The sequence below is a fragment of the Micromonospora chalcea genome (assembly GCF_028768405.1).
GTDB lineage: Bacteria > Actinomycetota > Actinomycetes > Mycobacteriales > Micromonosporaceae > Micromonospora > Micromonospora chalcea.
In genome coordinates, this window is record NZ_CP118233.1 from 3,009,080 (window position 1) to 3,021,522 (window position 12,443).

General features: G+C 74.8%; 10 protein-coding genes. 3 read left to right on the plus strand and 7 right to left on the minus strand.

Annotated features, from left to right (window positions below; genetic code table 11):
- Positions 1 to 21: 21 nt before the first annotated feature.
- On the plus strand, positions 22 to 3,570 hold the full coding sequence (locus PVK74_RS12825) for an ATP-binding protein (RefSeq protein ID WP_274479117.1): 3,549 nt from the start codon (positions 22 to 24) through the stop codon (positions 3,568 to 3,570).
- A gap of 3 nt (positions 3,571 to 3,573) precedes the next feature.
- On the opposite strand, the gene PVK74_RS12830 is transcribed toward PVK74_RS12825, so the two are convergent.
- Complete coding sequence (locus tag PVK74_RS12830; protein ID WP_043329411.1) at positions 3,574 to 4,269, minus strand: lysophospholipid acyltransferase family protein; 696 nt, start codon at positions 4,267 to 4,269, stop codon at positions 3,574 to 3,576.
- 186 nt (positions 4,270 to 4,455) lie between these two features.
- On the opposite strand from PVK74_RS12830, the gene PVK74_RS12835 reads away from it, so the two are divergent.
- Positions 4,456 to 5,295 (plus strand): DUF308 domain-containing protein, encoded by an 840-nt coding sequence (locus PVK74_RS12835; RefSeq protein WP_043329408.1) that lies wholly within the window; start codon positions 4,456 to 4,458, stop codon positions 5,293 to 5,295.
- 172 nt (positions 5,296 to 5,467) lie between these two features.
- Positions 5,468 to 6,886: an alpha,alpha-trehalose-phosphate synthase (UDP-forming) gene (locus PVK74_RS12840; RefSeq protein WP_043329406.1), complete on the plus strand. Its 1,419-nt coding sequence runs from the start codon at positions 5,468 to 5,470 to the stop codon at positions 6,884 to 6,886.
- A 16-nt stretch (positions 6,887 to 6,902) separates the two neighbouring features.
- Here the strand turns inward: PVK74_RS12840 and PVK74_RS12845 are convergent, their stop codons facing one another.
- The 6 genes from PVK74_RS12845 to PVK74_RS12870 form a co-directional block, all read right to left on the minus strand.
- Positions 6,903 to 7,727 carry an alpha/beta hydrolase gene (locus PVK74_RS12845; RefSeq protein ID WP_069089002.1) on the minus strand — a complete coding sequence of 275 codons (825 nt, stop codon included), beginning with the start codon at positions 7,725 to 7,727 and terminating at the stop codon, positions 6,903 to 6,905.
- Complete coding sequence (locus tag PVK74_RS12850) at positions 7,724 to 9,130, minus strand: flavin-containing monooxygenase (RefSeq protein WP_043329402.1); 1,407 nt, start codon at positions 9,128 to 9,130, stop codon at positions 7,724 to 7,726. Before PVK74_RS12850 ends, PVK74_RS12845 begins: the two co-directional genes overlap by 4 nt.
- 339 nt (positions 9,131 to 9,469) lie before the next feature.
- On the minus strand, positions 9,470 to 10,168 hold the full coding sequence (locus tag PVK74_RS12855; protein WP_166456603.1) for an endonuclease/exonuclease/phosphatase family protein: 699 nt from the start codon (positions 10,166 to 10,168) through the stop codon (positions 9,470 to 9,472).
- 1 nt (position 10,169) lies between these two features.
- Entirely contained in the window at positions 10,170 to 11,117 is a 948-nt protein-coding gene (locus PVK74_RS12860; protein ID WP_030500161.1) for an ROK family glucokinase, read from the minus strand.
- A 73-nt stretch (positions 11,118 to 11,190) separates the two neighbouring features.
- Complete coding sequence (locus PVK74_RS12865; protein ID WP_274479118.1) at positions 11,191 to 11,826, minus strand: hypothetical protein; 636 nt, start codon at positions 11,824 to 11,826, stop codon at positions 11,191 to 11,193.
- Positions 11,827 to 11,873: 47 nt separating this feature from the next.
- Positions 11,874 to 12,329, minus strand: coding sequence for an SRPBCC family protein (locus PVK74_RS12870; protein ID WP_043329393.1), 456 nt, complete (start codon positions 12,327 to 12,329; stop codon positions 11,874 to 11,876).
- Positions 12,330 to 12,443 lie beyond the last annotated feature (114 nt).

The window sequence follows — 12,443 nt, forward strand, 5'->3', positions numbered from 1 at the left end:
ACTAGACCCGGCCGAACAGCCGTGACGTCCCGCCGACCCGTCGGGTACCCGACTGCGGCGGCCGCGCGGGACACTGGGGACCTCACGCGTACGGAGCCGGACATCGACCTCACCTGTGGACACTGCGCCCGGACCGCCGGGCCGGACGACCGTTTCTGCGGCGGGTGCGGCCGTCCGCTGGCGGCGTCCTGCCCGGGCTGCGGGCACGCCAACGACACCGGCGCGAACTTCTGCACCAACTGCGGTCAGCCGCTGCGCGACCACGCGGTGGCGGTACAGGAGGACCGCCGGCAGGTCAGCGTGCTCTTCATCGACATCGTCGACTTCACCACGTACGCCGAGCGGGCCGATCCGGAGCAGGCACGCAGCCTGCAACAGGTCTACTTCGCCACGGTGCGCCGGCTGGTGCACCAGTACGGCGGCGTGGTGGAGAAGTACATCGGCGACGCCGTCATGGCGCTGTTCGGCGCGCCGGTGGCCACCGACAACGACGCGCTGCGCTGCGTACGCGCCGGGCTGGAGCTGCAGCGCAGCCTGGCCCGCCAGCCGGCCGGGCCGCACCCGCCGCTGGGTTTCCGGGTCGGCATCGCCACCGGCGAGGCCCTCGTCGACCTGGCCGCGGCGCGCGACGGCGGCCAGGCGTTCGTCACCGGCGACGTGGTGAACACCGCCAGCCGGTTGCAGGCGCTCGCCCCGGTCGGCGGCGTGGTGGTCGACGAGAGCACGTGGGCGGCCACCCGGCGCGAGATGGAGTACGCGGACCAGCCGCCGGTGACGTTGCGCGGCCGGTCCACGGTGAGCCGGATCTGGCTGGCCGTGCGGGCACGGCCCCGGCGCGACGGGCAGACCGCCGAGCTGACCCCGATGGTCGACCGGGACCACGAGCGGGGCCTGCTGGTCAGCGCGTTGCACCGCACGCTGACCGAGCGCACCTCGCAGTTGCTCACCGTCTTCGGCCCGGCCGGGGTGGGCAAGAGCCGGCTGCTGCGCGAGCTGGCCCGGCACGCCGCCAGCCTGCCCGGCGCCCGGGTCACCTGGCTGACCGGCCAGTGCCCGCCGTTCGGCGAGAACGTCACCTACGCCGCGCTCGCCGACATCGTCCGCAGCTGGGCCGGGCTGACCGGCGCCGACGACCCGGCCACCGTCCGGGACCGGCTGCGCGAGCGGCTGGGCCGCCTCGCCGAGCCGCACGCGGTACGGCTGGCCGAGGCGCTGGGCCCGCTCGTCGGCGTCTCCGGCGAACGGCTCACCTCGGCCGAGACCGAGGCGGCGTGGCGGCGCTTCCTGCTCGCCCTGGCCGCGACCGGCCCCACGGTGCTCGTCTTCGAGGACATGCACTGGGCCGACGAGGCGATGCTGTCCTTCGTCGAGCAGCTCGGCGCGGCGGCGCGCAACGTGCCGCTGCTCGTCGTCGCGACCGCCCGGCCGGAGCTGCGCGAGCGGCACCCGGCCTGGACCGGCACGATCAGCGGGGCGATGTCCATCTCGGTGCCGCCGATGCACGACGGGGACATCGACACGCTCTACTCGCTGCTGCTCGGCCAGGCCACGCTGCCGCAGGACGCGCGGGCGCCGCTGATCGAGTTCGCCGACGGCAACCCGCTCTACGCACAGGAGTACGCGCGGATGCTGCTCGACGGCGGGCTCGCCGAGCGGACCGCCGGGCTCGCGCTCGTCGACCCGGCCGGGGTCGCCGGGATGCCGCGTACCGTGCAGGCGGTCATCGCCAACCGGCTGGACCTGCTCGACCCGGCCGACCGCGCGGTGCTCCAGGCCGCCTCGGTGGTGGGCGTGCAGTTCTGGGCGGCGCCGGTGGCGCTGGCGCTCGGCCGCCCGACGGAGTGGGTCGAGCGCGCGCTGCACCACCTCCAGCGCCGGGACCTGGTCTACGAGCTGCCCGTCTCGACCATGCCCGGCCAGGCCGAGTACCGGTTCCGGCACGTGCTGGTCCGGGACGTCTGCTACCAGCGGCTGCCCCGGGCCGAGCGGGTCGCCCGGCACCAGCGCACCGCCGACTGGCTGGAGCAGCTCGCCGACGGCCGGCAGCACGACCGGGCCGAGGTGCTGGCCAACCACAGGTGGGCGGCGCACGAGATCGCCCGTACCGTCGGGCTGGACCAGGCCCCGCACGCCGCCGCGACCCGGTCCGCGCTGCACCGGGCCGCCCGCCGGGCGTACGAGCTGCACGCGCTGGAGACCGCTGCCACGCTCGTGGAGCGCGCGCTGAGCGTGGAGTGCGGACCGGACCCGGCGCTGGAGCTGTTCCAGGCCGAGCTGGCGTTCTACCGGGACCGCGACGGGTTCCTCGACGGCGGCGGGACCGCGCTGCTCACCACGCTGGCCGGCCGGCTGGCCGACGCCGGTGACCGGCCCGGCGCGGCGAAGGCGTGGCGGCTGCTGGCCACGGCGGCCTTCGCCCGGGCCGACCGCTCGGAGCTGATGCGCTGCCTGGATCAGGCGATCGGGCTGCACGCCACGCTGCCGGACAGCGAGGACAAGGTGGGCGTGCTGCTGGAGCTGGCCCGGGCGCACATGCTCGACGCGGAGACCGAGCCGGCGTGCGTGGCCGCGCGCACCGCCGCCGAGCTGGCCGAGCGGCTGGGGCTGCGTGAGGCGCGGGCGAACGCGCGCATCACGCTCGCCGTGGTCCGCTACCAGGCCGGCGCCGAGGAGGCGTACGCGGAACTGGCCGAGGTGACCGAGGAGTGCCGGGTGGAGCGGCTGACCAGCCGCCGCCGCGCGGTGCACAACCTGGCCTGGGTGCTGCAGGAGGAGGGCGACCTGACCGGCTCGGCCCGGCTGGTCGACGAGCAGCGGTCCCTGGACCTGGCCGGCGAGCACGCGCTGACGGTGAGCTTCAGCGACCAGTGGGCCCACTCGTACTACAGCGGGGACTGGACGGCGGCGCTGCGGATGGCCGAGGGGTCGACGCGACGCCCGACCGACGAGTGGGACCTGCACATCGTGGCCGTGTCCGGCTGGATCCGGGCGCTCGGCGACGACCCGGCCGGCCCGGGCGCCGGCGAGGACCTGGTGGACCAGGCGCTCGTCGCGGCCCGGCGCAGCGGCTTCCAGCGCGTGCTGCGCTCCACGCTGGCGCACGCCGCGCTCTGCCGCGCCGTGCAGGGCCGCCGGGACGAGGCGATGGCGCTGCTCACCGAGCTGGACGAGGACTGGCGGCAGACCAAGATGATCCCGTTCGCCGAGTGGGTGCCGGCGGTCGGTCACGTCGCCGCGCTGCTCGGCGGCGACGCCGCGGAGCTGGTGCGCGACCTGCTGGCCCACGCGCCACGGGTGACCCGCTGGGCGCGGGCGGCCGGGGGGTCGGCCGAGGCGGCGCTGGCCCGGCGGGCCGGGGACGCCGCGCGGGCGGGCCGGCTGCTCACCACCGCCGCCGAGGGGTACGCGGAGATGACCGACGTGACCGACCAGATGATCGCGTCCGCGCTGGCGGTCGGGCCGTTGACCGAGGCGGACCCGCCGGCCGCGGCGGCGACGCTGGCCCGGGTACGCGCGTTCGCCGGCCGGCACGCCGCCGGTGGGCTGCTGCGGATCGCCGGGGCGGGCTGAGGGTCAGGCCGGTACCGGCTGGCGCGCCCCGGCGCCCTTGGCCTTCTGCGCGTACGTGTCGACGTACTCGCGGCCGGACAGCTCCATCAGCTCGTACATGATCTCGTCGGTGACGGCCCGTTCGACGAACCGGTCACCGGCCATCCCGGCGTAGCGGGAGAAGTCCAGCGGCGGCCCGAACCGGATCCGCACCCGGCCCAGGTTGGGGATGATCTGCCCGGTCGGCTGGATGGCGTCGGAGTTGAGCATGGCCATCGGGACCACCGGGGCGCCGCTCTCCAGCGCCAGCCGCGCCACCCCGGTCTTGCCCCGGTAGAGCCGGCCGTCCGGCGACCGGGTGCCCTCCGGGTAGATGCCGGCGATGCCGCCGGCCCGCAGCACCGACAGCTGGGTGTCGAGGGCGGCACGGGCGGCCCGGCCGCCGGAGCGGTCGACCGGGATGGTGCCGGAGCCGACGAAGAACATCTTGGTGAGCCAGCCCTTGAGGCCCCTACCCGTGAAGTATTCGGCTTTGGCGATGAATGTGACTTTTCGCTTGACGATCAACGGAGTGAAGATCGAATCCGAGAAGGAGAGGTGGTTGCTGGCGAGGATCACCGGCCCGGTGTCCGGCACGTGCTCCAGTCCCTCGACCTGCGGGCGGAAGATCAGCCTCAGCAGCGGGCCGAGGATGATGTACTTCAGCAGCCAGTACAGCACCGGCGTCCTTCCCGTGTCGGTGGCGGCGGGCGGGTCGCCGCGTGGCCCCGGAGGCGCCGTCGGCGCCCGGAGGAGTCCGGGAAGAGGGTACGAACGACGAGCGGCACGCCACAACGCACTCCCGGAACCGGGTGCCGACGTGTCACGATTCAGGGCACGGGCAGGGATCGGCGAAGGGGGTGTCCGGTGTCAGGGGGCGGGCCCCGTCGGGGACGGCGGGACAACGGGCTCGACGCGGCCGAGTACGCGGTCGCGGGCGACGTCGATCCACGCGTCGGCGAGCACCTGCTCGACGTGCTCGCCGCCGGTGGCATCGCGGCCTACCTCCAGCCCTCGGCCGACCTGAACCCGGTGACCCGCACCACCACCGTCCCGGCCCGCCCGGTCGACCGGCTCTACGTCGACAGGTCGCACCTGACCACCGCCCGGGACTACCTCACCCAGCTCGCCGACGAGGGCGGCGGCGAGCAGCCGCGCGCCGACGAGCCGGACATCGAGGCCGAGTGGGCGAAGATCGTCGCCGGGTTCCACACCGCGCCGAGCGCCGGCAGCCACCCCTGGCCCGCGGCAGAGGACGTGGACGACCCACCCCCGCCGGGCGCCGCCGCCGGCAGCCGCCCCGAGGAGCCGGCCGGGCCGACCGCCACCGACGTGCGCCGGCTGCCGTACGCGGCCGACATCTCCGGCGTCTCGCTGAGCCGGGACCGGCACGACGAGCCCTCGCTGCTGGACGGCCTGGACACGTTCGGCGCCAACCTGCCCGACGAGGCGTCGGACGAGGAGCACTACACCCCGCCCCCGCCGCCGCCGCTGCCCCGCTTCTCCAAGTACGCGGTGCTCGGCGTGGCCTGCATCGTGCTCGGCTTCCTGCTGTTCCTGTCCCCCACCGTGGTGTCGCTGGTCGACCCGTCGGTGGTGACGCTGCTCGGCTTCTCCGGCATCCTGGCCGGTTTCGTGATGCTGATCTGGCGGCTGCGCCCCGGCGACCGGGACGACCACGACCCGGACGACGGCGCGGTCGTCTGAGGTCGCGCCGCCCGGCTCTGCCCGGATGGCGGGACGCCGCTCGCCCCTGGGCCGGGACGTAACAAGCGTGTAACTTACAGTCAGTAGGAATAGGCTGAACGTCACGTCCCGCACCGGCTGTCCGGCTTGCGTCTCTTCCGGGTCGCCGGTCCCCTGCTGAGCGGAATGCCCGATGCGACAGAGCCCCCTGGTGGTGGTGGCCAACCGCCTCCCCATCGACGACAGTGTGGCGCCCGACGGCGCCTTCGAGTGGCGCCGCAGCCCCGGCGGCCTGGTGAGCGCCCTGCACCCGCTGCTGCGGCAGACGCCCGCCACCTGGGTCGGCTGGGCCGGCGGCACCGGTCCCGCCCCCGCGCTGCCGGACGTGGACGGCGTCCGGATGCACACCGTCCCGTTGAGCGCCGAGGACTTCCGCGACCACTACGAGGGCTTCGCCAACGCCACCCTCTGGCCGCTCTACCACGACGCCGTCGAACAGCCGGAGTACCACCGCCGGTGGTGGGAGGCGTACCAGCGGGTCAACCAGCGCTTCGCCGAGGCCGCGGCCGAGACGGCCGAGCCCGGCGGCCTGGTCTGGGTGCAGGACTACCACCTCCAGCTGGTGCCCGGCCTGCTCCGCGACCTGCGACCGGACCTGCGGATCGGCTTCTTCCTGCACGTGCCGTTCCCGCCGCCGGAGCTGTTCATGCAGTTGCCGCGCCGCGCCGAGCTGCTGCGCGGCATGCTCGGCGCCGACCTGATCGGCTTCCAGCGGGCCCAGGCCGCGCACAACTTCGCCCAGCTCGCCACCAAGGTGCTCGGCCTGCCCGCCACCGACCGGCGGATCGGCGTCGACGGCCGGGTGGTGCGCATCGGCGCCTTCCCGGTCGCCATCGACACCGCCGAGATGTCCGCGCTCGCGGCCCGCCCGGAGGTCGCCGAGCGGGCCCGCCGGCTGCGGCAGGACCTGGGCCAGCCGGAGCAGGTGATCCTCAGCGTCGACCGGATGGACTACACGAAGGGCATCGAGCAGCGGCTCAAGGCGTACCGCGAGCTGCTCGCCAGCGGCGACATCAAGGTCCGCGACACCGTGCTGGTGCAGGTGGCGGTGCCCAGCCGCGACCGGGTGGCGCAGTACCAGATCCTGCGGGACCGGGTCGAGCACCAGGTCGGGCGGATCAACGGCGAGTTCGGCCGGGTCGGCGAGCCGGCGATCCACTACCTCTCCCAGCCGTTCGACCGGGCCGAGCTGGTCGCGCTCTACCGCGTCGCGGACGTGATGGCGGTGACGCCGCTGCGCGACGGGATGAACCTGGTCGCGAAGGAGTACGTGGCGGCCCGGGTCGACGGCACCGGCGCGCTGCTGCTCAGCGAGTTCGCCGGCGCCGCCTCCGAGCTGGAGCAGGCGTACCTGGTCAACCCGCACGACCTCGACGGCCTCAAGCAGGGGCTGCTGGCCGCGCTGCGGGCCGGCCCGGAGGACGTGTCGGCGCGGATGCGCGCGATGCGCGACCATCTGGCGCGCAACGACATCCACGCCTGGGCGGCGTCCTACCTGAGCGCGCTGGAGGAGAGCGGGTCGCTCGCCGGCCGCCGCGCCGCAACCCGCTGAGCCGGCGCCCCGGCGCTCACCCCGCCGCGGACGCCGGGTCCTTGTCCAGCCAGTCCAGGATCGCGTCGATCGGCTCCCGCCAGCGGGCGTCGAGCATCAGGTCGTGCCCCATGCCGGGGAAGAGCAGCGGCGCGGAGGCGTACCGCTGGGCGGCCCGGATCAGCGCGGACGCCGGCACGACCCGGTCGTCCGGGCTGCCCAGCACCAGCACCGGTGGCCGGCCCACCGCCGGCTCCGGCCCCCGGCCGGTCAGCAGCTGCCACTGCGCCCGCCGCCCGGCCCGGCCCAGCCGGGCCAGGTGCCGCCGGGCGTCGGCGTCGGGCAGCTCCCGGCTGAACAGCTGCCGCCGGTGCAGCCGCAGCCCGGCGCCGAAGACCGCCGGCAGGGTCCCGGCCGGATTGCGCCGCAACGCCGTGCCGAACGTCGCCCAGCCGCCGAGCACCGGCGCCACCAGCACCGCGGCCCGCGCCGGGTAGCGGGCCAGCGCGTGCGCCACGACCCGGGCGCCGGCGCCGTGCCCCACCAGCACCGCCTGCCGCGGCAGGCTCGCCGCCACCTGCGTCACGTCATGGGTGTACGAGCGCAGCGTCGCCTCCGGCGCCGGCTCGCTGCCGCCGTGCCCGCGCAGGCTCAGCGCGTACGCCGGGAAGCCGCGACCGGCGGCGTGCCCCAGCCAGTGCTCGGCGAACGCCCACGCGCCGTGGCCGAAGCCGGGCACGAACAGCAGCGGCGGCTTCGCCTCCTCCCGCTCGGGTACGGCGGCGAGAACCTCCCGGCGGGCGGGCCGCTCCGGCCGGGCCCACTCCCAGGACCGGACCACCCGCACACGCTCAACCGTCATTTGACACCCTCCAGCTCGTGCAGCGCCCGCTGGAGCGCACGCAGGTAGTCGGCGTGCCCGACCTCGAACCAGTGCCGGGTGCTGTCCTTGACCTTGGCCGAGTACCGCTCGCCGAGGCCCGCGCGGACCTTGCGTTCGAACGCGGCGGCCCGCTCCGGCCGGGTGGCGCGCAGCGTGAGCAGCCGGGCGAACAGCACGCTCTGCCAGTGCGAGATGGGGAAGATGCCGGAGTCCGGCTGCACCAGGCCGACCACGGCGAGCGTGGGATACCCGGCGGTGAACGCGTTGAGCCACAGCCGGGGCCGCCCGGACCCGTCCTCGTCGCCGAGCACCTGTCCCTTGAGGAACTCGAAGCGCGGCAGGTAGCCGGTGGCGAAGACGACCAGCTCCGGGTCGATGCGCCGGCCGTCGGTCAGCTCGACCGCGCGGTCGTCGAACCGGGCCACGTCCGGCACCGGCGTGACCTCGCCGTGCCCGACGTAGTAGACGAGCTGGCTGTTGGCGATCGGGTGCGTCTCGTAGACGCGGTGGTCGGGCTCGGGCATGCCGAACCGGGTCAGGTCGCCGACGGTCAGCCGCAGCGTCCAGTGGTAGAGCCACTGCCGTACCCGCAGTGGCACCCGCAGCGCCAGCAGCGTGTCGTTGACCTGGTCGGCGGGGCGGCCGAGGACGTACTTCGGGGCGTACCAGTAGCCGCGCCGGGTGGAGTGCCAGCAGTGCGACGCCTGCTGGGCCGCCTCGACCGCGATGTCGCAGCCGGTGTTGCCGGCGCCCACCACCAGCACCCGCTTGCCGCGCAGCTGCGCCGGGTCCTTGTAGGACGAGGCGTGCATGACCTCGCCCCGGAACTGCTCCAGCCCTTCGTAGCGGGGCAGCTTCGGCGACCAGTTGTGCCCGTTGGCGAGCACCACGGCGGCGTACCGGGAGGTGCGTTCGGGGCCGTAGCCGCCGGTGCTGCGCGTGGTCACGTCCCACCGGTCCCCCTCGACCGGCTCGACCCGGACCACCTCGGTGCCGAACCAGACGTGCTGGCGCAGGTCGAAGTGGTCGGCGTACCGCTCGAAGTAGGACAGCAGCTGGCTGTGGTGCGGGTAGTCCGGCCAGTCGTCCGGCATCGGGAAGTCGGGGAACTGGGTGAACGGCCGGGACGAGATCAGGTGCGTGCTGGCGTACACCGGGCTGCGGTCGTGCCGCCAGTTCCAGGCGCCGCCGACGCCTGTCTCCCGCTCGTAGCAGTCCACGCCGAAGCCGGCCTCGCGGAGGTTCTTGACGGCGGTCAGGCCGCTGGCGCCGGCGCCGATGACGCAGACCGTGTCACCCCGGTCGGAGACCGGGCGTTCGGCACGGCTCGATGCGACCGTGGAGTCCGGATCGGGGTGGCCGGGGTCGGTGGAGGAGGACACCGCGAAATCCTGCCGAGAATGCCAGCGGTTGTCCAGCCACCGATTTCGCCGCCGCCCACCCGCTCGACTCGCTTGACACAGCGTCACCACGGGCCCGGTCACCGAGCGTGAATGGACCGGCCGCGCCGGAGGCGTACCTCGTGCGCCCTTTGCTCTGCCGCCACGGACGCGGCACCGGCGGGAACTGGCCTGACGCCTCTCGGCCGGCCGGCCGGGAGGCGGCCGCCGATCACGACGGGTAACTGATGCGCATGTGACGGCAGAGCAAAGGCGGCGAAGCGGTTGTCCTGCCGGCCGCCGGGTCCGTGACCGTGCGTCACGGCCGGCGGTCCGCGGCCGTCAGGCGGTGGGCAGCAGCAGGTCCACCAGGACCGGGAAGTGGTCGCTGGCGCGGCGGGTCAGCGGCGTGTCCACCACGTCGTAGTCGACCACTGTGATCCGGGGGTCGACGAACAGCGCGTCGATGCGGCGGCGCGGGTCGGCGCAGGAGAACGTGTGCCGGTCGGCCCGGTCGGCGGCCAGCGCCGCGTCGGTGAGCCCCTCGGCGACCGTCCGCCAGGCCGGCCCGTCCGGGCCCTCGTTGAGGTCCGCGCCGGCCACCACGGGCAGCGTCGACGCGGCCAGCTCCCGCTTGAACGCGGCCGCCTGCGCGGGCCGCTCGGCCGGGTCGGTGGACAGGTGCGAGCCGGCCAGCAGCACGTCGACGCCGCCGACCCGGCAGCGCGCGTACGCGGCGCCGCGCATGTGCCGCCCCGGCGTCAGCGGATAGCGCTGGCAGCTGGTGTCGGTGACCCGCACCCGCAGGCTGGTCAGCAGCACGTTGCCCAGCGACGGCAGGCCACCGGCCGCCACCACCATGCCGAACGACTCGGCGAGCGCGGCGCACTTCTGCCGCCACCGGAACCGGCGCGGTCCCTCCTGGACGATCACCACGTCCGGCTCCGCGCCCCGGACCACCTCGGCCAGCGCGGCAGTGTCGTCCCGCTGGCCGTGGACGTTGTACGACAGCACCCGCAGCGGCACACCCGAGTCCGTCATGTCAGATCCGCCGGGCCAGGTCGGCGGCGCCGATCACACCTGCGGTGTTGCCCAGCTCGGCCGGGCGTACCTCGGCGACGGGCAGGCGGCTGCGCTGGGCCAGCGCCTCGGCGAACGACCGGCGGGTCGGGCCGAGCAGCAGGTCACCGGCGTCGATCACGCCGCCGCCCACCACCAGCACCTGCGGGTCGAGGATCTGCGCCATGTCCGCGAGGCTGGTGCCGAGCCAGCGGCCGACCTGGGCGAACGCCTCGGTGGAGACCGGGTCGCCGCCCTTGGCCGCGGCGGTCACCATCGGGCCGGTGATCGACTCGGCCTCGCCGTCGGCCAGCTCCAGCAGCGCGGTGGCCCGGTGCGGCTCCTGCCGGGCGGCGGCGCGGGCGAAGCGGACCAGGGCGCTGCCGCTGGCGTACTGCTCGATGCAGCCCAGCCGGCCGCAGCCGCACTGGTGGCCGTCCGGCACGGTGAGCATGTGCCCCAGCTCGGCGGCGATGCCGTTGGCGCCGCGGACCAGGCCGCCGCCGAGCACGATGCCGCCGCCGACGCCGGTGCCGATGGTGAACATGACCATCGAGTCGTCGGCGTCGCGGGCCGCGCCGTAGCGGAACTCCGCCCACGCGGCCACGTTCCCGTCGTTCTCCACGATCACCGGCAGGCCGGTGGCGTCCCCGACGTACGTGCGCAGCGGCTCGTCCCGCCAGGCCAGGTTCGGGGCGAACAGCACGGTGGAGCGGGAGGCGTCGATCCAGCCGGCGGCGCCGATGCCGACCGCCTCGACGGCGTGCCCGGCGGCCAGTTCGGTGACCACCTCGATGATGACGTCGCGGGTCTTGGCCACGTCGTCGGCGGGGGTGTCCCGTCGCGTCTGCACGAGTACCGTGCCGGCGTCGTCCACGACACCGCCGGCCACCTTCGTGCCACCGACGTCGACTCCGATGGTCAGCGTCACCGCTGCCACTCCCCTCTGCTGTGCTGCCCGGGGACCGGCCGAACCAGCCGTACGGTCCCGGGATGTCCGGTGGTCAGGCCCCGTCGCCTGGTGCGTCCGCGCCCACCTCTCCGGACGCCCGCGAGGCGGGCACCACGGGACGGCCGGCCGGTGGCCGGCTCGTCGCCGGCTCCGGCGGCCCGGCGGCGTCGGCGGCGGCACCCGAATCGGCCGCGCCCTCCCCCCGGGTGGCGGCGGACCACACGTCCTGCTCGGGTGCCGGCTGAGAATCATGCCCGGTACGGGTCGCCTCGCGCCACACGTGGTCCCCGGATCCGTCCGCCGCGGCGGTGCCGTCGTCGGCGGTTCGCTCCGGCTCGGCGGGGGTGAACGCGCGCAGCAGGCTCGCCACGCCGGCCGCCAGGTCCCCGGCGCCGGTGGCGAGCCGCTCGGCGAATTCCGGACTCGGGTCGCGCAACGCGGCGATACCGCGACAGACGGGGCAGACACAGCATTCCGGCGAGCCGGTGGCGAAACCGGCGGGCGCGGGCGCCTCCGGAGCGGGCCCGGCGCCGGGCGGGGTGTGACCGAGGACACCGGAGAGGATCCCACCGAGCGGACCCCAGGCGCCGGAGCCGGGCGCCGCGGCGGCCATCTTCGCGCCGGCGAGCAGGGTGGCGACGAGGCGCTCGGCCTCTTCCCGGGCCGAACCCGGATCAGTGGTGCCCATGGTTCGGCTCCTCCAGCGTGACTACCGGGACGGTCGGGACGGTCGGGTCAGTGCGCCGCACCGGGTGCTTCTACCCGGCGCTTGAGCTGCTTCAACGCCGTATCCATGATCATTTTCTCGGCCTTGCGGCGGAACATGCCGAGCATCGCCACGGACAGCTCCACCTCCAGGGTGTAGGTCACCGTGGTCGTCCCGTCCGGGTTGCCCACCAGGTCGTACGACCCGCGCTGGGACCGCTGCATCTTCGACGGGGCGACCAGGCGCCACTCGATCCGGGAGATGTCCTCGGCGTACTCGTAGGCCAGCACGTACTCGTCGGCCAGCACGCCCGCGTCGAGGGTGAACCGGACCTGGCTGGCATAGCCGTCCTCGTACTCCTCGATCACCTCGGCCTCGCGTACCGCCTCGGTCCACTCGGGGTAACTGGGGAAGTCGCAGATGACGGCCGCCACCCGATCCGGTGACGCGCCGATGATGATCGACTGGGTGGAGGAGTCCGCCATGGGGGGAGGCTACCCGGCCGCGTCCCGCCCGGCGCCGCTCCACCCGCCGACGGGCCTCCCACCAGCCGGTCGGCCAACCTCCCTGGCCGACCCCCCGGGGTGTGCGGGTAGGTT